The following is a 23,868-nucleotide window of genomic DNA, read 5'->3' on the forward strand; positions in this document are numbered from 1 at the left end:
CCGGAACATATATATTCCGGTTACAGCCCTTCATCACTCACTATTAAATAAACATACTGATTGTCAACGAAACTCCAAATCCAACCAAGGCAATGATCGTTTCCATAACCGTCCAAGATTTCAATGTGTCTTTCTCAGACAAACCAAAGAATCGGCTGACCATCCAGAAGCCTGAGTCGTTCACATGTGAGGCAATGGTTGCCCCTGATGCAATGGTAATAACGAGCAAGGCCAGCATTGGGCCGCCGATACCAAGTGTATCGATCACCGGTGCGATTAAACTGGCTGCCGTAACCATCGCAACCGTCGCGGAACCTTGCGCAATACGGACGGCTGAAGCAACTAGGAAAGCAAAGACGAGGATCGGCATGTTCAGATCACTCATCGTATTTGCCAATACATCTCCAATCCCGGTTTCAACTAACACTTGACCGAAGACGCCACCTGCACCAGTAATTAAAATAATAATCCCCGCAGGTTCAAGAGATTTCGTTGCGATGTCCTGAATCTCTTCCTTAGAGTAACCGCGTCGTGTGCCCAGTAAATAAAAGGTTAGCAAGGCCGTGATCGTCAGTGCAACACCTGGGTTCCCGATAAACGTCACGATTGTTCGCAGTGTACTGCCCTCATCAAGTAGCACACCGGCAAATGTATTTAATAGAATAAGAAAAAGCGGCAATAAGATAAGGGTAGCAATCATGCCGAAACTTGGAAGCTCTTTATCATATTTCTTGTCTTTGGCTTCTTCAGCCATGTTCTTCAACATCACTGTCGGCACTTCAACGTGAATCTTTTTAGAAATATAAGTACCGAAGATAGGACCAGCAATAATCGCTGCCGGAATCCCCGCAAGCAAACCAAATAGGATCACCCAGCCAATGTTTGCTCCTAATAATGAAGCAACAGCGATCGGCCCGGGTGTCGGCGGCACAAAGCTGTGTGTAACCGCTAAACCAGCAAGCAATGGGATACCATAGAATAGCAATGATTTCCCAGTTCTCTGTGTCAAACTGTATAAAATCGGCACTAAAATAACAAAAGCAACATCAAGAAAGACAGGAATAGAAATGATAAATCCAGTTAGGACAAGCGCCCAGTTTACACGTTTTTCACCAAATTTGTCCATCAGTGTCATCGCTAATCGCTCAGCACCACCGGAGACTTTCAATATTTCCCCAAACATGGCACCGATACCAATGATGACCGCAATCTCTCCTACGGTTCCTCCCATGCCATCCTGTACGGCTGTAAAAATTTCCGTAGGGCTCATCCCAGCCAAAAGACCAATGATGTAACTAACAACAATTAATGCAATAAACGCTTGCAATTTTACGCGGATAACGAGAAATAACAATAACGCAACCCCGAAAGCAGCGAGCAAAATTAACCCTGTTGTAGACATTTTAATTTTTCCCCTCCATTTTTTTAAACTATATCAAAAACGCTTTCACCAAACTCTGTAACATACTTCAAGCATTGAACATAGCTATTCTCTACCACTCCGCTACTGTGCCATCAGCATGACGCCAGATCGGATTTTTCCATTGGTGGCCTTCTTTGGAAGCTTGCTTTACACGGTCTTCATTAATTTCGATGCCAAGACCGGCTCCTTTTGGCATTTTGACTGCTCCTGATTGATATTCAAACACCGTTGGATCAACAAGATAATCAAGCAAGTCGCTGCCTTTATTGTAATGAATGCCAAGGCTTTGTTCCTGAATAATGCAGTTCGGTGTACATGCATCCACCTGCAGGGAAGCAGCAAGATTGATTGGTCCAAGCGGCGCATGCGGCGCAACAGCTACATCAAACGTTTCAGCCATCGTGGCGATCTTTTTCGCTTCAAGGATCCCTCCTGCGTGTGAGAGATCAGGCTGTATAATATCTACGGTGCCGTCCATCAACATTTGCTTGAACCCCCAGCGTGTATAATTGCGTTCACCTGTCGCAATTGGCGTGGTTGTGTGGTTGGCAATCTCCTTGAACGCCTCGAGATTTTCAACGAGTACTGGCTCCTCAATAAACATCGGGCGATAGGGTTCAAGTTCCTTCACAAGGATTTTAGCCATCGCTTTATGTACACGGCCATGAAAATCAATTCCAATGCCAAAGTCGTTTCCAACAGCTTCACGAATCGCAGCGACCCGGTTAACAGCTGCGTCCACCTTCGAGTAATTATCTATATAATTCATTTCCTCGGTTCCGTTCATCTTGATCGCTGTGAAGCCAGCTTCAGCTTTTTCCTTAGCCGCTGCACCGACATCTTGCGGACGATCCCCGCCGATCCAAGAATAAACTTGAATGTCATCCCGAACAGCCCCACCGAGCATTTCGTACACGGGCATATTGTAAAACTTCCCTTTAATGTCCCATAGCGCCTGCTCAATGCCTGAGATGGCACTCATTAAGATTGGGCCGCCTCGGTAAAATCCGCCACGATATAGAACTTGAAAATGATCTTCAATTTTGCGTGGATCTTGACCAATTAAATAATCCATCAGCTCTGTGACACAAGCCAATACTGTGTGAGCGCGACCTTCAACAACGGGCTCTCCCCAACCAGCGACCCCTTCATCTGTTTCAATTTTTAAAAATAACCAGCGTGGTGGTACTTGGTATAGTTTAAAATCAGTAATTTTCATAACGATTACACATCCTTTATCGCTTCTACAAATTGTTGTGCTTTATCAGTGATTCCTTTTAATGCCTCTGCATTGATCGGCTGTTTTGTGTTAACGAGGGCACTTCCTAGCCCGGCTGCGACAGCACCTTTTTCAAAATACTCACGAATATTGGACAAATCCACTCCTCCGGTCGGCATTAATGGAATGTGTGGTAATGGACCGTGGATATCCTTCATATAGCTCGGCCCCATTGCCCCAGCAGGAAATACCTTAATCAGGTCAGCTCCATGTTCGTAGGCCGTTAATATTTCCGTTGGCGTCAATGCACCGGGAATGCTTACAACACCATAGCGCTTCGTCAGCCGAATCGTTTCCCTATTGACTGTCGGTGAAAATATGAAACGGGCTCCTGCCATGATTGCTGCTCTGGCCGTTTCCGGATCAAGAACAGTACCTGCACCGACAATCATTTGATCACCGAATTCCTCATTTACTTTTCTGATTAAACCTTCCACTTCCGGCGTATCCGCTGTAATTTCTAGAATGTGAACCCCACCCTCCTGAAGGGCTCGTGCGATGGACAAAACATCTTCACCTTCTGCACCGCGTATAACGGCAACCAGATTATGTTCCATCATTCGCTGCAATGTCTCTGTCATATTATCAGCCTCCTTATCTCTCAACATCATCCCGATGCGTTTTGTTTATAAAATCAGTGAGTCTTGCTTTCCCAGGCAATCCTTCCACATCTCCATCAACCATTGTCACCATTGCTCCAACGGCATTCCCACGTCTGACAGCTTCTTTCAACTCAAGTCCATCAATTATCCCTGACAAGCACCCGGCAGCAAAGCCATCACCTGCTCCAACGGGATCCACCACTTGTTCAACAGGAAAGCCCCCGACAAAACCTGTGGACCGGTCAGAGTGAACATAAGCCCCCTTTTTACCAAGCTTCATAATTACCGTTTTCGCCCCGTTATCATAGAACGCTTGAGCTAATGACTCATGATCTGATTGACCAAATATAAATTCTGCTTCATCAATACCCGGCAAAACAATATCAGCCATCCCTGATAACTTACGAAGCACCTGTCTAGCGTAGCTATCAGTCCATAGCTTTCGTCGCAAATTAGGGTCAAAGACAACCGTCACACCATTTCTACGGGCATACTCCATTGCTTTTAAAACGGTTTCAAAACAATGCTCACTTAGTGCCGGGGTAATGCCTGTTACATGAAGAAACCTCGCGTTCGAAATATACGTTTCATCTAAGTCATCATCTGACATCCGGCTCGCCGCCGAATCACTTCGATAATACTTCAGCCTTAATTCGTTGGCCGTTAATTTTTCCTTAAAATAAAGCCCCGTCGATGCAGAATCATCAAACGTAACTTGACTGACATCGACCCCTTCTCCTCGTATAAAGGATTGGATCTTTTCGCCGAATTCATCCTTTCCAAGCCGACTGATCCAACCTGCCTGATGGCCGAGCCTGGCAAGTCCAATCGCCACATTGGATTCAGCACCGGCAACTTTTGTTGAAAAATCACCAGCGTAACGCATAAGTCCGGAAGATTTCGGAGTGAACAACACCATCGTTTCCCCAAGTGTAATCACATCCATAACGTTCGCCTCCTCTCTAAAACCCAGTCCGTTCAGAAATCGTCTTTGCTGTAGACAATAACTCTTTAGCAATTTCCGATTGGCGTGGGTACACTCTGTTTTTTGGTCCAGCAACACTAATTGCTGCAATCATTTCTCCAGCTGCATTGAATATTGGCGCAGCTAAACAATAAAGACCGCCCTCATTCTCTTCATCATCAATGGAATAGCCTTGTTCGCGGAATTGTAAAAGCTGTTCATTTAATGCATCTGGGTCTGTGATTGTATTTTTTGTAATCGCCGGCATCTCCATTTGTGATAGGATATTGTTTTTGACTTGTTCTGGTAAAAAGGCGAGAAAGGCTTTCCCGAGTCCTGTACAGTACATCGGCTTTCTCATCCCGATTTGCGCACTCGTACGAACCGATCGATAATTATCAACCTTTGCAAGATAGACGAGTTCCTGTTCTAACATCACCGCCATAAAAACGGTCTCCTCCACGTTCTCCATTAACTGCCGGAGATACGGCTGGGCCTCAGCATTCACATCCAGGGTTTCCAGCGCTCTTGTCCCGATCTGAATCAGCTTCGGACCGAGTTTATAGGTCTTTCGCTCTGTTACTGATAAAAACTGGCTCATCTCCATCGTTTGCAGCAAATGAAAGGTACTGCTTTGCGGCAGCGATAGTTTATCAGCAATTTCCCTAAGTGTCAGTCCTCCCGGAAACTCCTTTAATAAATCTAGTATATTCATCACACGATCAGCAGACTTAACTGTCATCGCTTCACACCCTTTTATTCACGTATGTGAATCAACTTCTTATATATGAATTCTAAATAAATGCTATCACAATAAAACGCTTTCATCAATAGACAAAATACATTATGTTTCGTTCAGACCATTCTGATGGGGCTGAGTCACATCAACTTTCAAGCTTATGTACACACAGCTTCTTACCCATTTAGAATAGAGAAAAGTCGATGGATTTAGTGGAGTAAACTAAATCCATCGACTATTTTTCTTTCTCTATTAATCTTAAAACCTGTTCTCAAGGATTATGATAAATGATTTGAATTAAACCCTGATTGCGACTTTTCCAGTACGAATGACGGGATGATTTCACCAATAATTTCATTCCTCGCATTTCGAATCTTTGGTTGATAGTACTTGTCTAATCCTTGCACCTGAGAATCTGTAAGTATGTTTAATTGAACTAGGATTTCCATTACAAATGGGTATAAGGCTCTCTTATAATCCCCATCCTCTATTTTCACAGCTATCCCGAGCCCTGTTTCTTTATCACCAATGCAATAAACAGATTCCGCCCCTAATTTTCCAAAAAACCTTCCACTTCCTACGTTCATGAAGTCCGTACAGAATCGATCTGTACCAGCCACCATCTCAGGATGCTTTGTCATAGCGCCCGTAATACGTGCGACTGCATTCGCACGTTTTTCACCAAACGCCTCTGGGCGGGCAAGTCTGGCAAAAGTATGAGCCAGTTTATCAATCGGCAGCCCAAACACAGGCACACCGCAGCCATCCAATCCAATTGCTATTTCTGCTTTAGGATACTGTGCTGCTTCCGCCATTGTATTCAAAATTCGTTGTTGGACAGGATGTTCCTGCTTATAATAATCATCCAAGGATTCCCCGAGGTACTTAGCTGTGAGCAGCATCCCCGTATGTTTCCCAGAGCAATTGCTGTAAAGCGGTGTTGGTTCTTGTTTTTGTTGAATCAAAGAGCGATAAACATCATCCGAGAAAGGAATGTGACTTCCGCACTGAAGATTTTCTTCATATAGACCAGCCCTTTTTAATAAGTTGGACACCGTTGAAGTATGCTGTTCTTCACTGCTGTGGGAAGAGCAAAACAGTGCTAAGTCTTTATCCTGCAAGTTATAATAATCTGCAGCCCCCGTTTCTACAATCGGAATCGTTTGAATCGGTTTGACAGATGAACGAGCATAAGTGACTCGCTGCGGATTACCGATAGAATATAACAGGTCACCGTCAGTGTTTACAATCGCAGCATGACCAAAGTGAGAACTTTCCATTCTACCGCCTCTATGTACTTCAATAACTTTTTTATATGACATACGTAAAACCCCCGGAACTTATTAGCAAATATATACTAACTAGTGTGAATATACGTCGACAATAATTTTCTGTCAATTAACTTAGAACCTATATGGTCATGTTCCAGTGAAATGCTATTGTAGGCTTTGACACTATAAGAGGTTGTTTCAATAAGTACCAAATGATAAGCGGCGAATCTCTTCGTTGGCTTGCTTCTAATTTGGCAACTTTTTGAACACTCACTATAAGGGGTTAAGTACTTCGAATAAATTATAGGATAAAAAGCCCATGACTTTTTATAAACTACCCAAGCCATGGACTTTACTCTTCCAATAAAACAAAAGATCAACTTCTTATTTTGCAGGAGCTAACTCAATCGCTTGATTTAAAGCTTCAAGCATACTTTTCTCATCAGCCACCCCTGAGCCGGCAATGTCAAATGCTGTCCCGTGATCTACACTTGTACGTATGATCGGAAGACCAACTGTGATATTCACTCCTGCATCAAGCCCCAGAACCTTGATTGGCCCGTGCCCTTGATCATGGTACATAGCCACCACAATATCAAAGTCTCCTCTTACAGCCCTAAAGAACAGGGTATCTGCAGGCAAGGGACCTTGTACGTCAATCCCTTCTTGCTGGGCACGCTCCACTCCAGGAATCACTTTTTCTTCTTCTTCGCCATTTCCAAACAAACCATTTTCACCAGCATGAGGGTTAATCCCGCACACCGCAATTTTTGGCTGATTGTTCCCTGCGCTTTTTAGTGTATCATGGGCCATCCTCACTACATCATAGACACGATCAGGATTAATCATTTTCACTGCATCTAGTAATCCAACATGAGTTGTCACATGAATCACTTTTAATTTAGGAGAGGACAGCATCATTGAAAAATCTTTCGTGTTTGTCAGTTCTGCTAGTATTTCCGTATGACCTGGATACAAATGCCCCCTTTGTGAAGAGCTTCCTTATTAAGAGGAGCGGTACAAATCGCATCGATTTTCCCCTTGTTAGCAAGTTCAATAGCTGTACTCAAATATTCAAATGCAGCATGACCTGCTTCAGTAGATACCTCTCCGTAGGCTAGATTTTCCGGTAAGAGATCTAGATCAAGACAGAGAATATCATCATTTTGAATTTTGAATTCCTCGTCTTTTTTCACTGTCTTGAACGTGACATCAATGTCAAGCACCCGAGCCGCCCGCTCAAGCATTTTTTGATCCCCTATGACTAATGGAATGGCTTGGTCATTAATACGGTGGTGAGCCAGGCTTTTCATGATTATTTCCGGCCCCACACCTGCTGCATCACCCATAGTGATACCGATGATTGGTTTCTTGCTCATTTTCACTTTCTCCTTTCAACTGTTGAATAGCATTGTAAATAGACGCAGGTTCTCCAAAGGCTCCTGCTTTTGTAATAACCTGGATTGAAGTTTCTACACCGAGCAGGCTTCCTTGAGGGATCCCCGCTTCAAGTTGACGGGTGAGTCTGAATCCTGTAGCGCCTAAACAATGAGCAACATACTTTGCCGTGTCTCCTCCAGTTAAAACTAAGGCACGCAAATCAGAAACTTGTTCTATCACTTCTTTTGTAATTGCTCCTAATGCTTGTGAGATTCTGCTTCCCACTTCCATCGGCGTCATTTTCATTTGCTTAGCTAAAGCTTTCACTTTCTCTCTTGCCTCTTGTGTAGAAGGTACATATAAAACAACACTTTTTTGGTTGTTAAATGCTTCTACACAAGAATTTATATATATCTGTTTATATTTATCCCATTCGTCTCGAAAAATTTGTTCTGTCTCTACTTCTACCGATTGCGTGTCTTGTTGCGTAACAGCATATTTAATTTGACCTTGTGTAGTTTGAGAAAGACTTCCGCATACGGTAAGAACCTGTGAATATGGAATCGTTTCTTTATGAACTTTTTCCCCGCTAATCTGAAGAACATCTGGAAGCACTTCCGCCAAACCCGCAGACCCTGCCCACACAACTTGATCAGTGTACTTATTTATCTGCTCCGCAATCTCTTTTAAATCGCCCTGATCCCGCGCGTCACAAACTAGGTAGTGAACACCTTCTTGCTCTAAACGTTTTAATTTCTCCTGCCAAGCTTCTGTGCCCCCTGATAATACCTGTGTGTCAATCTCTACTACCTTCTCGTTTGTTTGCTTTTGAATAATAGAAGCAATACGAGCTTCTTTTACAGGATGTTTCGGGTCTTGTGCAAGCTCCGTCTCCGAAATAGGGGTTCCTTTCAGCAAATGGACCCCCTTTTCGGTAGTACGTCCGTAAGGGGGAAAGGCAGGGGCAACTACAAGGAAGGTAGGGGCAAAAACCTCCTTCATTGCCTGTAGTTCAACTCCTATATACCCTCTTAACGTCGAATCCATTTTCTTATAAATATGCTGATAACCAGTTTCAAATAAGAATTGAGCTGATTTTTTAGTAGTTTGATAGGCTTGGTCTTTGCTAAGGGCCCTTGAATCTGTATCAATGACAATGGTTTCATCGAGTTTCTGATCTTGATCAGGAATCTGGAAAAATACAGAGGTTTCCAAGCCTTTCTCTTTCAATTGCACACCACTATCATTAGCACCAGTTAGATCGTCTGCAATAATTCCAAATTTATAGTTCATCCGCAACTCCTCACTTCCATCGAAAACTAACTATGCTGTGGCATTACGTTTATAATCTTCTGCATAGTCATCAGGTAATTTGACACCTTTTTTCTCTAATCGTTTGACTAAGAAACCAACATAAATCGGAAGTAGTATCGCTGTCGTTACAGTGGATGCGGCAACCTGGACTGTTGCTAGTTCAACAACCCCAGCAAAACCCGCGTTAGCTGCTGCAATGGCCGCAGGTGTCGCGACAGCATTTCCAGCCGTTGATCCTTCAGCTGCTCCTGCTATAGGGTTCCATTTGAAGGCTTTAAATACAAAGTATCCTGCTGTACCTGTAACAAATGTAGTGGCCAAACCTAGTAATATTCCTGATAAGCCACCTTCAATAATTTTGCTAAAATCAATGCCCATACCAAGTGCAAAAGCGAAAAACGGAATGAGCATGGAGCTTCCTTGGTCGAGGAACGATCTCATTTCTTCATCAAGATTACCTAGCACCATCCCTACAATAATAGGCAGTAAAACGGCGATAAATGAAGTGATAGAGAATAATCCATCAACAAATCCCATCGCACCAAAAATAGATAAGGCTACCATCGTAAAGAAAGGTCCATCGTTTAGAGCTAGCAATGAATACGCGGCTCGGTCTGTTTTATTACCGTATTGCCCAACTACTGCAATATAAAGACCACCGTTACTATTGGTCATTGCAGCGATGATGGCGATAGGAGCAAGACCCAGCCAAAGTCCGTTTTCACCAGCAAAGAAGTATGCCAACAGGCCAAAAGCAGCTCCCACTATCCATTTAGTCGTTAGAAGTGTAGCTCCTTTACCAAGGCTGACCCCTACAGTCTTCAAGTTGATTTGAGCCCCTGTGCATAAAAGGAACAAGGCAATTAACGTACTGGCACCATCTACGAACAATGCTTGCGTGAAGTTGCCAATCCGCAGTAAATCGGGGACGAGTGTATTAAGAATTGCTGCTAATAGCAACGGTACTACCATCATACCGCCGGGAATCTTCTCCAAAGTTGCTTTGATTTTCATCTTTCTTCCTCCCTCTTTTATTTTTGTTGAATAATTAAACACTAAATATAATTAAAACGTTTTCATATTCCATTTTAAAATAAAAAGTCTTAATATGCAACAAATTAAAAAGAAATAATAAATGAAAATACTAGACCAATCATAAATATGTTTATTTTTGCAACAATAAACGCAAGCTTATGAATTAAGCTTGCGCCACAATGTCGTTCTATTTATTCCAAGTCTTTTAGCTGCTCTCGATTGATTCATACCTTCTTGCTCCATGACTTTTCGGATAATCGTTTTTTCCATATGCTTTAGATCACCCTCTATGTGAAGATTTTCGGATGAATCCTCTTCGGTAGAATGACCTTGTTTTAACTTGCTGATCACTTTCGCAGCACCTGATGGTTCAACGTAGTAGCCGCTACTGTTTAGGATTAACTCTTCCGTAACTTGTTTTAATTGATCAATGTTGCCCGGCCAATGATAATTCTGGAGTATTTCTAAAGCTTTAGGCCGTATTCCGATGGTTTCACAACCATTTTTTGTATGAGCTTCTGTGATAAACGATTGTATAAACTCCTGTATATCTTCCATACGTTCTCTCAGCGGAAGAAAATGCATATTTAGCTTTGCCATTTTATAATACAAATCATGACTAAACAGCCCTTGTTCTAGGAGGGAATGCACGGAATGATCAGAAACGGCTATGATGCGAAATTGACTGGATAATCGATAGAGCAATTTCAGCATAAGACCTTGGGCATCTAAATTAAGTTTATGAATATTATTGCAGACGAAAGTACCTGGTTCAAGCAAAGGAGGGTGTTCATTTTCGATTAATATTTTCAGATCCTGAGAAGATAAATACTCTGCATCCATTAAAACAATAGGCGCAGATTGACCAAACATTTCAAAATGTAGATTACGGGCAAAGGTCATTTTCCCCGTACCTGGTTCTCCCTCCAACCATATAGAAGAATCCACCTTAGCATAATCCGCTAAATTGTCCTCCATCTGTATAGCTATCGAACTACTCCCTGAAATGGGTACATGTGACGTATGTGTAGCTACTTGCATTCCCTCTACACGTTTATTAAAGTACGATTTTTGAAATAAAAAACACACAATTCGCTCTTTTATATCTGCTAAATACCCGTAGACCTCGTACATCGTATGATTTATTTCAACTTTACTCCATTGACTACGCTTATCCTCAAGAACTCGGCTTAACATCTGGTTGATCATGGGGAGCTCCATCACATCTTTTGCTCCCAATACTTCTTTTAAAATTTTATTTTCTACAATGATTTTTCCATTGGCATCTACCATGAGAAGAGCCTGGGGTAGAGTATCCAATAACTGTGCATGCAACGAATGGTGGCGATGTAATCTATCAAAAAGTTTATGCATTCTTTTCGCTTCATCAAATGCTTCCATAATCGCCTCTTTTCCTGAGGTGATCAATATACCTTGAAGCCCAACTTTCTCTGCATTTTGAACAGTTACCACATCACCAATTACGACCCCGTATTTCTCTTGTTTCAACACCTTCAAGTGCCCAGCAACTTCTTCTTCATTTTGAATAGTTACCGTTTTAACATCCATATCTAAAATACTGCATATCGTGGAGGCCCCTTGAGAGATATTAGGAAAACCGACTAGAGCTGCTTTACCTCGCATTCCTTTAAGCAAAGTAAAAACACGTAACATATCATATCCCGTTACTTTTATATCGACAACTGGCATTCCAACAGCTTCTTCAATTAAAGAGGCTGTACCTCCACGACTAATAATCACATCATATCCTTGTGATTCTGCGTTACGGGCAATCTTTACCCCTTCTTCTAAGTTTCCAATATGAATATCAATGCTTAATTGATCCTGCTCAAACTTCCAAAGTTTCATCGCTTCCGCTAATCCCTGGTAAGGTGCTACCACCAGAACTTTTATCATAATCATCCCTCATTACTTGTTGCATTTTTCAACAATTTTATTGTTTCACAACTTAATCGGATTAGCAAGAAGCAGGAAACACTTTTAGAAAAGTACCTTGTATTCTATAGGTATTATTCTTTCGGTACATTTTCAAGTTATAACTCAGCTTAGAAACACGTATAATAAAATAGTCCTAGTGGGTTGCCCCCTCACGATTCATACATCCGCATAAATAGGCTATCCCTTTAGGAACAGCTACGCATGTTATCGTACATTTTATCAACTGCAAAATTCTACCTTATTCATAACTGATTTCGAGAAGCACTACTAGTAGAATTAAAAAAGGGGTTTAAATGCATATGAAACTGCGCTATTAAGCTTGTTATTTTCCTGAATAGAAGGTAGAATACGAAATAAAACGCTTTCTTTTTCTGAAAGCTAATAATTTTTGTTTTAAACATATTGGTAATCTATCAATATGATTTAAATATGCATAAAAAATTATAAGGGGGTATTCTTTTGAAGAAAAGAACGTTATTTTTATTCGTATTAGTTTTGACTATCGGCATGATTCTAAGTGCCTGTGGCGAGAGCGGAAAAGGCGGCGGTTCCAGCAATGGTGAGGGTGGAAGCGAAGGCGGAGAAGCAAAGACTAACCTTACTATGGGAACAGGTAGTGTTGGAGGCGTTTATTATCCGCTAGGTGGAGAAATGGCAAACCTTTGGACAGATAATATTGATGTAGAAGGGTTTGACGTAAGTTCTGTCGAGTCTGGTGCCTCTGTTGAGAACATCGCTAAAATACAAGCGGGTGAATTCCAGCTTGGGATTGCTCAAAATACAACGATGATTAACGCTACAGAAGGTAAAGGAGAATTCGAAGGGAAGAAAATGGATAATGTAGGAGTGATCGGGTCCCTTTATCCTGAAGCATTGCAAGTTGTTACATTGGACTCGACTGGAATTGAGTCAATTGAGGATTTAAAAGGAAAGCGTGTTGCGATTGGACCGCCAGGCGGAGCGACTCGTGAAGCAGCCGAACTTGTTTTATCAGCCTATGGTCTGGAAGAAGGCGATTACGAAGCGTACGAAGAAGGTTTCGGTGACGCTAAAAGTAAATTACAAAACGGTACAATTGATGCTTCATTTGCCGTTGTCGGTGTGCCTTCATCAACAACAGATGAGCTAGCTGCAGCTACTAATGAAGTGAATTTCCTTGACATCGAAGGAGAAGCACTCAAAAAAGTAACTGAAAACAGCCAATATGAAGCTTATACAGTAGAGCCGGGCACATACGAATGGCAAGACGAGCCTGTACAAACAGTTACAGCTATGGCTTTATTATTAGCATCTAAGGATCAAGTAAGTGAGGACTTAGCTTACAAGATGACGAAGACACTTTATGAACAAGCTGGCGAAATGACGATTGCACAAGCAAAATTAATTACAAATGATAGCGCGCTGACTGGCGCTAAGGATCTTCCTCTTCACCCGGGTGCTGAGAAGTACTTTAAGGAAGCAGGAATCATCGAATAGTAGTTGGCGTAAGAACCGGACATCGATGTCCGGTTCTTTCACCTCATTGCTATTTTTCACAGGGAAACGGAGGTTGAACAGTGGCTACACATGATAATAAAGAAATAGACAAACACGAACTGATGGCCAAGTATGATAAAGAAAGTGCCTTTCGTACGAATTTAGGGCCATGGGGATGGGTGACATTGATCCTCGGCGGTGCCTTGACTATTTTTCAGCTGTATACAGCTTTTAGAGGAGCTTATGTATCGCTGATCCAAGGGGCAATTCACTTAGGGGCAGCCCTATGTTTGGTATATCTCTTATACCCAATCAAATCTTCCATGACTAAGAATCGCGGGGTCCCATGGTATGATGCACTCTTAGCGATTGCCGCATTATTTGCTAACTACTACATTATCTACAACTATAACCGCTTAATAAATGAAGCGATTATTTTTGGTTTTACTTATATGGACCAGATTGTCGCAACTGCTGGTGTACTTTTATTGCTAGAAGCAACACGCCGTGTCGTTGGACTTCCTATTGTCATTATTGCAATCGCGGCCTTGCTCTATGGGCTGTTTGGACAATTTATCCCGATCATCGGTCACGCCGGTTATGACTGGCCTACACTAGCAACAGAGATGTTCTATAGTTCTAGTTCCATTTTCGGTATCCCAATTCAAATATCATCAACCTATATTTATTTATTCCTTTTCTTTGGAGTTATTTTAGTTAAAACGAATATCGGGCAATTCTTTAACGATATTGCTTTACGTTTAACAGGACGCTACACAGGTGGTACAGCTAAAGCAGCCGTAGCAGCCAGTGGGTTGCAAGGAATGGTAAGCGGAAGTTCTGTGGCAAATACAGTGGGCTCCGGATCTTTTACCATTCCTATGATGAAAAACGCTGGATTTAAACCACATTTTGCAGCTGCATCTGAAGCCTCTGCCTCAACAGGTGGACAAATCATGCCGCCTATTATGGGTGCTGCCGCATTTATTATGGCTTCTTACACAGGGATCCCTTATAACGAGATCATCGTCATAGCCATTATTCCGGCCGTCTTATATTTTGCAGGGGTGTTCTTAGGTACTCACTTTGAAGCGCGGAAACAAGGGATTATGGGTCTCAAAAAAGAGGAACTCCCGAAAACAAAAAAACTGGCAAAACGAATCGACTTATTTTTGCCATTGGTCATCATTATTGGTTTTTTACTTATCGGTTACACACCAACTTATGCTGCGTTATTTGCGATAGGAACAGCCTTTGTGATTAGCTTTTTCCGAAACGATACACGAATGTCCTTAAAAGGCATCATAAAGTTACTGGAAGAGGGTGCGAGAGTAGCGCTTCCTGTCATTGCTGCCTGTGCAACGGCCGGAATTATTGCAGGAACGGTAACGACGACCGGGCTTGGACCGAAAATTGCAGGTGGCATTATCGACCTTGCGCAAGGACAGTTTTTCCTCGTCATGTTCTTTACGATGATTGCCTGTATAATTCTAGGTATGGGGCTCCCTACGACAGCGAACTATGTAGTAACAGCAACGATGGCAGCACCAGCCTTGTTAGCCTTTGATGTTCCAGTTATCGCTGTTCATATGTTCGTATTTTATTTTGGAATCGTAGCGGATATCACACCGCCTGTTTGTTTAGCCGCCTATGCTGGAGCGGGGATTGCAGGGGCGAACCCAATGAAGGCTGGAGTCACAGCGGTAAAACTGGCTATCGCAGCTTTCATTATTCCTTATGTATTTGTTTCCCAGCCTATTTTGCTCTTGCAGGGAGATGCCAACGTCATGAATGTTTCGATTGCGGTCGTTACAGCTTTGTTAGGAATGGCCAGTATTAGCGCTGCCATGATTGGTTATTTTGTCAGCAAGGTGAATTGGCTTGAACGTATCATTTTATTCGCAGGCGGATTATTGCTCGTCTATCCTGCATATATGATCTCTTTAGCCGGTTTAGCTATCTTTGGTATTGTGACTGTTCTTCAACTTATTCGAAATAATAAGAGTGGTCCTGGGCAACAAGAGGCAACAACTTTATAAAAATATATGTAAAAGGGTCTGTCCATAGGTTCATGAATACCTGGGACAAACCCTTCTTTTTGTATAAAATTATTTGAGATAGCTGTAACTTAACCAATTATATCTTATGCTTGCCGCAAAATATGTTGAAATTCATCCTCCTCTTCATTCGCATAACCTGTAAAAATAATTTTATTTATATTTGAGTCGTTAAATACATATGTATACTCTGGATTGACGTAGCCCTCTGGATAAGGAACTCCCAAATAATCATACATAGTCAATTCATCATTCTCTGCTTTTTCTTCATCCATGAGCAATTGCTTTCTACCATAGATCATTATAGGATGCTATGATCTCTTCAAATAACCGCTTGGTCTCATTAAGTTTATCAGTCATGTCTAACACATTTTCATTAACTACTTCTTTTGAAATAGAAGTTTCCAGGGAGTGGATAGATGATTTCAACTCAGCCAACGCGCCTTTAATAGATGAATTATCAATTTTAATTTCCTCACTCATTAAAGTCCATCCTTTTCTATGTATCTATTTTGCATTCTCTTTCATTTTAGGAAGAAGCACAAAGAACATAATCAAAACAAGAGCCATAACGATAATCCCTAACAATAAGGGCAGCATTAGGCTCCCCTCAGTTGGATCTCCCTCTTGTTCTTGAGTTATCGCTCGATTATTTCCTCCCTCTGATGCAAAAAGACTCATTTTCTTCGCTTTTGACGTAATCGAATCCTCTTCCGTGTTACTGCTAGTAAAAAGAATAGTACTAATATCCTTATAGGTTTCTCTTTGCCCGCTGTCAAAGGTAAGACTCTTTAGTTCCTCCGGCAAGGATTCAATTTGTTGAGATTGACCGTCTGAGTGACGATCAATCTCTAAAATAATTCTGTTTTCTTCATAGTAATGAGGCTCTATATTTAATTCTCCTTCATCGGCCTTCGTCACCGCGGGGAATAAAAGCACCGCCATACTTATGATCAAATAAATATTAAGCTTCTTGAATGTCATCGGACTCTTCCTTTTCCCTTTGAAAATATTTCACTATATAAGGAATGGACCCGGCAACTACGGTGATCACAGCTAAAATAATGACAGCTGGGTAGAAACTTGATTGATCACCATACTGAATCGACATATACACTTCAGCGATAGGGTGATTGATGCTGAAATTAGGCAAAATCACATTTAATAACGGGGTGACGAAAAATACCACTAACAACAGTCCGGTAAACCATCCCAAAAATGGCCCAACCGAAAAGGCCAATCTAACCAGGCTTGAACACATAAACAATACAAGTACTGTGAATGCCGTCCATTTGATTGACTCTGTTTCTTCTAAAGAATAAATGTTTAAACCATAAATACTAATAATTAATCCTACAGATATAGTTAATAGCAGGAATAACGATAGGTTAACTAGCGCAGGAACATTGGAATAATAATTGACAAAGAACCCTATGATTAAACCACTAATTAAAATAATAATTAACATAACCACAGGAGAAATCGGAGTCTCTTCTGTATCATCTGTAGCCGAACCGACTACGTTAACAGGAGTGGATAAGTAGTCGTAAACATAGTTGTTTACTTGGCCGTCAACCACGGTATTATCCAAAATATCATTAACGTCTCCTTGAACTTTTTCTGTTGCATTAACGTTTGATGCCCATTTGTTATTAAGGCTGTCAGCTCGCCCTTGTACAGAACTTATCTGTGCTTGCAAGTCACCAGTGTATTCAATCACGTTCGACTGACGTTCTGATAATGAATTGACTAGATCAGCAATTTGATCAACAGAGCCCACTGTTGACTGCCGAGTCTCAAGAACAATTTCTCCATTCAACTGTTCGACTGGAGGTGGTTCTTGTTCAAGCTGTACAATATCTTCTTGAATAGAAGCGGTAATTTGTTGACCACTTTCCTGGATATTAGCGAGGGCAGACCTCATTTGTTCTTGCTGTTCTTTTATAGAAGCATCATATTCTTTCATTTGCGATAAAATTAAATCCGCATTTTTTTCTGAGCTTGACAGACCATCTTCAACTGTAGTTAAACCTTGCTCAACATTGCTCAAATTTTTATTGACCGTGCTTTTATGTGGTTTTTCTACACTAGGGTTCTCGCCCATGCTTTCATCAGCAAGCAGTGACTGAATTTGACCATTAACCCCCTCTAGACTAGAGGCATACTCGAGATGTTCAGCGTACGTTGTTAGAGAACCATAGTATGCAGCAAGTGATGCAATATTGTTGCTTGATATCTCTCCGCCGATCTTATTTTGCAAATATGGATCCTTTGAAAGGACTTCACTCTCTTTTCCTTTGATCATTTCCTTGACTTTCGCTAGATTCGCTTTATCGTCTGGAAGCTTACCTAACTGTTTTATTAAGTCCTGATATTGGTTGTAAAGAACCCTGTATTCTTCTATTATACCTTTGTCGCCTGTATTCTCTGAGGATTTGCCAAGTTTGCCGATTTGAACGCGTATGGTATCAATATTCTTTTGAATAGTATTCCAGGCGGCATTCTTATCTTCTTGAGGCTTTTGTTCTTGCGGCTTATCTATTCCCTGAATGAGAGGTTCCAAGTTTTTTTCAAGAGTTGCCAGACCGCCACTTAGATTACTCTTCTTCATCTGTTCAAGTTCTTGAGATCCTTCTTCTCCTGAAACTATTTCTCCAGGAGGTGTAGGAACGAAATCATCTGGAACTTCTGGTTGTGGATCTGGACCTGATTCACTTATAACTGCTTGGTAATTATTTGTTACATCATCTCTTAAATCAGCCTTTTTGCCACTTATATCGCTTACAACTCCGCTAACCTTTTCTAAAATCTCTCGTTGCTTTGTGATCATTGCTTCTTTCTCTTTCAAAAGCAAACCTTGCTCTTTAATAGAGGTCTGCAATTGGCTTACATTATTTTTCACAGTACCGAATCTATTTTGCAAAGATTGATTTTGCTGTAACAGGCCATTTAAATTAGAAGAAACAGAAGAAACATTATCTCGTAGTCCCATCTCCTGCATGGTCATCCGTTTATTAAGAATATCTTGCCCGATTGATTGAATCCCCTCTTGCAGGTTGGAATTGAGATTACTTCCTCTGTTTTCTATGAGTTGCACGTTTTCATTGTTTGTTTCTAGAAAAAGCTGTTGCTGCTGCTTTTGGTATTCCTGATAACGCTCCACGTTATTTAAAAAGGAGGCTACTTGATCTTCCGCGGCTTGCAAAGACTCCTTCGAACTAGACGAAGTATTCTCTGCATCTTCTACTGTTGAGAACAAGTCCTTCAGCATACTGCGCTGTTTGTCAATTTCTTGGGCAATATCTTGAGAGTTCGGTGAATAAAAAGCATACATCGTTTGTTGGAATTCAATTTCTCTTTCCACGATGTTATCGAACTTGTTGCGAAGATCTTCAATTTCCTGTGAAACATTACTCCAATACAAAGAGGAAATTTCTCCGTTAATGATTTTTCCAGCTGATTCTAATGCGCTTTTTACTTCTTCTTGATTATTTACTTCTAAATTGGGCTGGATCTGATAATCAATTGAAGCTCTTGTCGGCTGTTGCTCCTCAAACGACATAACATGCTCCGAAAAATTAGATTTCACATGAAAAATAGCATCATATTCTCCATCTGACAGACCTCCTTGTGCCGTAGCACGACTTACTGTTTCCCATTCATAGTCAGATTGATTCGATACTAACGCTGTAAGGTCTTGCCCAAAAGTTACAGACTCACCTGCAATCTTTGTACCATTATCCTCGTTAACGACAGCAATTTTACCTGTCGCCTTTTCACTTTCCTGCAAAGGGTTTTCACCAATGTAGGTAAAATACAACGTAGGCAAGATTAGAATGGCCAACATAACTATAATTAGCTTTATTGTGCTCCCTTTATTTTTCATATTTTCACTCCTACTGACTCACTTGAAGGAATTTGTATTTTTCTTTCTTTTCCATTTAAAACGTAATAGCCATACCCTGGTTGTATCTCCGCTTCTTTGCGTGAGAATGGTAAGGTAAACAAGCTTTGCTCCGATTTTTTCATGAGAAGAACGGCTTGGCGAATTTGTTTCAATTCGTTAGATAACGGGTCAAAGCCTTTCGTAAATTCGTTGACATTGCCAGCAATAATAAGCCTAAAGCCTAAATGACTGTATTGCTTCATCAATGAAGCAATTTTACCTTGGATTGTACTGTCGATGGTTTGCTGAAACCTTGAATGGCTGTCTACCAATAGACAGATTGCACCTTGACTTTCATGATGATTCGATTTTTCCTGAATGGTATCCAAGAACGCTTTTTCTCTTTGGATCAAAAGCTGTTCAATATGATTCAACCAATCCTGGATTTGCTCTTTTGTTTCGATATAGGACACTTTCTCCACTTTATTAAACTCAGAAAGGCCACGGTCCATACCATCAAAGATGGCCATAGATTCTATCGGCTGATCCGACAATTGCTGGATGATGACTCGAAGAACATTTGTTTTTCCATTGCGGGATTGGCCTGTTACTAGACAATGAGAAGTTAAATCAATCGTAATCGGTTTAACCGTTTCTTCATCCAGTCCTACAGCTACTCGATCATCAGACGGCGCTGTCACATAGGACTCGATAAAAGATTCATAGTCTAGGCGTGCAGGAAGCATCGGAATTGTGTCTGGCTCCCTCATGCCCCGGCAGCTCTGTTGTATCTCTTGAACCTGCTCTTTAACATGGTAAAGAACGGCTAAATCATCATCGCCATGAGCGGGCAGGAAGATTTGGGTCAAGTAGGATGTCTCCTTATTAATAATCGCTCTTCCTGGAACGGCCTCTACTTCATAAGGGGTACGACCTACTAATGAATACTTTTCTGAGGCATCCATCAAATAATGAATGACTTTCGTTTTTAGATTATTCATCAGCGGCTGGCGAACCGAATTAATTCGAGTAGCCGTAAAGATCATAAATATTCCAAGCGTTTGGCCATCCCTTGCAAATTGAATAAATTGATTTTCTAAGTCTTGCAGCTCTTCCTTGACTAAATCAAAATTATCAATCGTAATGAAAATGATCGGCAGCTTTTCCTCATTCAATTGATTATATAATCGAATCGTACTGACTTCTGATTCCAAGAAAAGCTGTTTGCGATGTTCGATTTCGGATTTCATCAATTTCATGAATTTCTCTATTTTTCTATGATTATCATAACGGAAATAATCCGCCGTATGCGGCAGCTGACGCAAAGGCAAAAGCGCACCATTTCCAAAATCAAACATATAGTAATGAAGTTGTTCTGGGTTATAGACTTTCGCAAAATCGAGTAATAATGTCATCGCTGTTGTAGATTTTCCAAAGCCTGGAGATCCGAAAATACCGATATTTCCATCATTAATAAAATCATAGATATATGGATCTTGGCTTTGTTTCTCTGGTTCGTCTTTAAACGCAACTGCGAATTGTCCCTCTTCAAGCTTCATGTCTTCCTGTCTAAATAATCTTGCAGGTAAAGGAGGCAGCCATGGACTAGCTAATTTCTTTAGACCCATGGTTTCTTGAACCTCTGAAATTTGTTCAACAGTGGCTTCAATTTCGGTAAGCTTACGAGACTGTCCCTGATCAGTTGGTGCTTCAACATCTGAAACACGAATCAGTCCTAAATCTGTCACGATCGAGACTTCATTCTCTCCCTCATATGTATCCGATTGATAAGGAGCACCACTCCACGCGGATTGAAACAGCTCATAAATTTCGTTGTTACCAACCTGTAAATAGCCGCGCCCCGTTACTTTCAAATCAGCCGCATCACTATTTTTCAAGATTTCCTTACTATCATTAGCATCTTGAACCTGTAAGGCAATCCTAAACCTGGAGTTACTCCAGATTTGATCATCGATAATTCCACCAGGCTTTTGTGTAGCCAAAATCAGATGAACCCCCAAGCTACGTCCAATCCTCGCTGTACTTACCAATTCACGAATAAACTCAGGCTCTTCATTCTTCAGTTCTGCGAATTCATCGGAGATCAAGAACAGATGCGGCAAGGGGTCGTCAGCTTTTCCTTCTTTATAAAGATTCGTGTAGTCGTTAATATGATTGACTTTATAACGGTCAAAAAGAGTTTGACGTCGTTTAAGCTCACTGTTGATCGATGCTAGAGCGCGAGCACTAAAGTTACTGCTCTCATTTATGTTTGTAATTGTTCCCAGTAAGTGTGGAATGTTTTCAAAAGGTTGGGCCATGCCGCCACCTTTATAGTCGATCAATAGAAAAGCTACTTCGTGTGGGTGATAGTGAACAGCGAGTGACAAAATGTACGTTTGCAACAATTCACTCTTACCAGATCCCGTCGTACCTGCAAGCAATCCATGTGGCCCATGAGCTTTCTCATGTAAATTTAATTCAACGACATCTTCTCTGCCTTTTAAACCAATAGGAACAGCTAGTGATTTGGAAGATTGATTCGTTACCCAATTTTGCTGAATTGGCAATTGACCGGCATCGTTAGCATGTAAAAGTTCTAAAAAGGAAACCACCTCTGGAATCGAATTATTAACCCCAGTCAAGTGTTCCAATGAGTGCAGCATTCTAGCATAAGACTCATTACCTTCATGATTGTGGTCATCTAAAGCGAATGGCTTATGAGCCGCTTTTCCTTCTTCAATTAAAATTTCTCCTTCTCGATCATTCACATAACGCACCAATGTGTGAATATGGTTAGATAAGCTTTCCTTCGTATCCGTGGCAAAAACAACGGAAATTCCAAGATGTTCTGCTTCACTTTCTAAATACTCCATGATCACATGTTCTGAGATCAATTGCTGGTCCGTAACAATAAAGATGAGATGTGGTGTGAAAATCTTTTTACTCCTGTCCTCATCCAGATCACGATCCCTTACCATCGCATAAATCGAAGAAAGAAGTTGATCTCTCGTTTGTTCGTTATAAATCAATCCTTTAGCGAAGGACTGAGGAAGTTGGATATGAGGTAACCACTTTATCCATTTCCATTCCTCGTACTCTTCCTCGTTAAAAATTGTGATGAATCTTACATCATGATAGCTATGGAAAAAGGCTAACTGCCCGATTAATTGATGAATCTCTTTTCGAACAATACTTCTCTTGCCAACCATGCCTAAAGGACCTTCAGCAAGACGAATGGATAAAGGAACGTTATTTACATAGTTATAAGCTTGGACCATTTGCTGAGATTTTTCTAGCAGATCATCGATTTCGCGGTTTGCGAAATCTCCTGATCCTACCGATACCTCATATCTTGCAGGTACAGTAGCTTTGCCCATTCTTAACTCTAAAAAGTCTTCACTTTCTAACGTTCGCTCCCAAATGCGATCACTTATATAAGAGGTTAGGTACTTCATCCGTTCAAAAGAAGGGAAATGGTAGAACAACACTTCTTTCTGCTTTTCTCTCAAGGATTGCAACTCTTCCCGTTTTTGCTCTAAGTAATTGTTATAAACCCGGTGACGTTTTTCTTCTCTTTCTTTTGTCCGACGACGTTCCTTAAAATACTGAACAGTCGATGTGATTAAAGTCGTAGTAAACATCATAATCGAGATAAGAATAAAAATCCCTCTTGGAATGACTAATGCCACAACTCCCATGACAATCAACATGACTAATGGAGGCAAAATGATCAACCACAATGAGCGCTGATTGTCATCCCCCTCTTGCCCAGGAGAGGAGAACGTCACTTTTTCCTCGGGAAGGTCATAAATCATCCGAGGGGTTCTCCGGTAGTGAGGGTATTGTTTTTTCATCTCTGAAATAGGAAGTTTCGATAGAGTCAATTGACTTTTGTAATTCTCTTCACTACTGGCCATTAACATATCGTCATCTGTAAAAGTGAGCGTCAAAAAGGGGGAAAATATCACGTCTCCCACCTGGATGTTCATTCTCTCTTCAATCTCCTGACCATTAACAAATACGCTGCTACTAGATTTAGTCTTTAAAATCCAGCCTTGCTTTCTGCGAAAAAGGCTAAAACCGAAAGGGCTGTCCTCGCTAGGAGAAACAGGCTCCTTTCTAATCATAGCCCCATCGTGGGAACCAATCGTGATTTCATTATGATGGCCAACGTAATAGGTGGCATCCGAGCGGTTACTGGACTTATGAACAATAGATAGTGTATCAGAACCTGTGACGATCGTAGAAGTTTCCCCGTCCATTAGCGCTTCTTGTTGTTTTTCACCTTGGATAACCTTCAAATTGTTCTCGCGGATGCCTTTTTGTATTCGGATAGGCTCTTCATCTAACTCTAAAGTTCGTAAAGAGAGGTCAAAATGTTCACCATTTCCAATCTGGATATCAAGTTCTTGATCATCATTGATCGGGTAACATTGATATTGATTCTTATAAAATATATATAATTGACTCATAACATTCT

At 41.2% G+C, this 23,868-nt stretch carries 16 protein-coding genes and 1 pseudogene; 2 read left to right on the top strand and 15 right to left on the bottom strand.

The window, feature by feature from the left end:
- Positions 1 to 43 precede the first annotated feature (43 nt).
- The 10 genes and pseudogenes from MUO14_RS06240 to MUO14_RS06285 form a co-directional block, all read right to left on the bottom strand.
- Positions 44 to 1,402, bottom strand: coding sequence for a GntP family permease (locus tag MUO14_RS06240; RefSeq protein ID WP_244754329.1), 1,359 nt, complete (start codon positions 1,400 to 1,402; stop codon positions 44 to 46).
- Positions 1,403 to 1,493: 91 nt separating this feature from the next.
- Positions 1,494 to 2,642: a galactonate dehydratase gene (gene dgoD / locus MUO14_RS06245; protein ID WP_244754331.1), complete on the bottom strand. Its 1,149-nt coding sequence runs from the start codon at positions 2,640 to 2,642 to the stop codon at positions 1,494 to 1,496.
- A gap of 5 nt (positions 2,643 to 2,647) precedes the next feature.
- A complete protein-coding gene (locus MUO14_RS06250; protein ID WP_244754333.1) occupies positions 2,648 to 3,283 on the bottom strand; it encodes a bifunctional 4-hydroxy-2-oxoglutarate aldolase/2-dehydro-3-deoxy-phosphogluconate aldolase in 636 nt (211 codons plus the stop codon).
- Between the two features lie 13 nt (positions 3,284 to 3,296).
- Positions 3,297 to 4,250: a sugar kinase gene (locus MUO14_RS06255; protein ID WP_244754340.1), complete on the bottom strand. Its 954-nt coding sequence runs from the start codon at positions 4,248 to 4,250 to the stop codon at positions 3,297 to 3,299.
- Between the two features lie 16 nt (positions 4,251 to 4,266).
- On the bottom strand, positions 4,267 to 5,010 hold the full coding sequence (locus MUO14_RS06260; RefSeq protein ID WP_244754342.1) for an IclR family transcriptional regulator: 744 nt from the start codon (positions 5,008 to 5,010) through the stop codon (positions 4,267 to 4,269).
- A 275-nt stretch (positions 5,011 to 5,285) separates the two neighbouring features.
- The gene (locus tag MUO14_RS06265; protein WP_244754344.1) at positions 5,286 to 6,329 is read right to left on the bottom strand and encodes an asparaginase; all 1,044 of its coding nucleotides are present in this window, start codon (positions 6,327 to 6,329) and stop codon (positions 5,286 to 5,288) included.
- A gap of 333 nt (positions 6,330 to 6,662) precedes the next feature.
- A pseudogene (gene pdxA / locus MUO14_RS06270) lies at positions 6,663 to 7,657 on the bottom strand (4-hydroxythreonine-4-phosphate dehydrogenase PdxA).
- A complete protein-coding gene (locus MUO14_RS06275; RefSeq protein ID WP_244754345.1) occupies positions 7,620 to 8,951 on the bottom strand; it encodes a four-carbon acid sugar kinase family protein in 1,332 nt (443 codons plus the stop codon). Before MUO14_RS06275 ends, pdxA begins: the two are co-directional and overlap by 38 nt.
- A gap of 30 nt (positions 8,952 to 8,981) precedes the next feature.
- Positions 8,982 to 9,986: a 2-keto-3-deoxygluconate permease gene (locus MUO14_RS06280; protein WP_244754347.1), complete on the bottom strand. Its 1,005-nt coding sequence runs from the start codon at positions 9,984 to 9,986 to the stop codon at positions 8,982 to 8,984.
- A 177-nt stretch (positions 9,987 to 10,163) separates the two neighbouring features.
- Positions 10,164 to 11,924: a sigma-54-dependent Fis family transcriptional regulator gene (locus MUO14_RS06285; RefSeq protein WP_244754354.1), complete on the bottom strand. Its 1,761-nt coding sequence runs from the start codon at positions 11,922 to 11,924 to the stop codon at positions 10,164 to 10,166.
- Between the two features lie 501 nt (positions 11,925 to 12,425).
- Here MUO14_RS06285 and MUO14_RS06290 point away from each other — a divergent pair.
- Together MUO14_RS06290 and MUO14_RS06295 are read left to right on the top strand one after the other, a co-directional pair.
- Positions 12,426 to 13,442: a TAXI family TRAP transporter solute-binding subunit gene (locus MUO14_RS06290; RefSeq protein WP_244754356.1), complete on the top strand. Its 1,017-nt coding sequence runs from the start codon at positions 12,426 to 12,428 to the stop codon at positions 13,440 to 13,442.
- Positions 13,443 to 13,564: 122 nt separating this feature from the next.
- Positions 13,565 to 15,481 (top strand): TRAP transporter permease, encoded by a 1,917-nt coding sequence (locus MUO14_RS06295; protein WP_244755486.1) that lies wholly within the window; start codon positions 13,565 to 13,567, stop codon positions 15,479 to 15,481.
- A gap of 104 nt (positions 15,482 to 15,585) precedes the next feature.
- On the opposite strand, the gene MUO14_RS06300 is transcribed toward MUO14_RS06295, so the two are convergent.
- From MUO14_RS06300 to essC, 5 genes are read right to left on the bottom strand one after another with little or no spacing between them, the layout of a single operon-like run.
- On the bottom strand, positions 15,586 to 15,804 hold the full coding sequence (locus MUO14_RS06300; RefSeq protein ID WP_318036035.1) for a DUF4176 domain-containing protein: 219 nt from the start codon (positions 15,802 to 15,804) through the stop codon (positions 15,586 to 15,588).
- Complete coding sequence (locus tag MUO14_RS06305) at positions 15,788 to 15,982, bottom strand: DUF5344 family protein (protein ID WP_244754360.1); 195 nt, start codon at positions 15,980 to 15,982, stop codon at positions 15,788 to 15,790. The genes MUO14_RS06300 and MUO14_RS06305 overlap by 17 nt, the downstream gene beginning before the upstream one ends.
- A gap of 24 nt (positions 15,983 to 16,006) precedes the next feature.
- The gene (gene essA / locus MUO14_RS06310) at positions 16,007 to 16,483 is read right to left on the bottom strand and encodes a type VII secretion protein EssA (protein ID WP_244754369.1); all 477 of its coding nucleotides are present in this window, start codon (positions 16,481 to 16,483) and stop codon (positions 16,007 to 16,009) included.
- Entirely contained in the window at positions 16,464 to 19,385 is a 2,922-nt protein-coding gene (gene esaA / locus MUO14_RS06315; protein ID WP_244754374.1) for a type VII secretion protein EsaA, read from the bottom strand. The genes essA and esaA overlap by 20 nt, the downstream gene beginning before the upstream one ends.
- On the bottom strand, positions 19,382 to 23,860 hold the full coding sequence (gene essC, locus MUO14_RS06320) for a type VII secretion protein EssC (RefSeq protein ID WP_244754383.1): 4,479 nt from the start codon (positions 23,858 to 23,860) through the stop codon (positions 19,382 to 19,384). The genes esaA and essC overlap by 4 nt, the downstream gene beginning before the upstream one ends.
- Positions 23,861 to 23,868: the final 8 nt, after the last annotated feature.

The organism is Halobacillus shinanisalinarum, assembly GCF_022919835.1.
GTDB classification, from domain to species: Bacteria; Bacillota; Bacilli; order Bacillales; family Halobacillaceae; genus Halobacillus_A; species Halobacillus_A shinanisalinarum.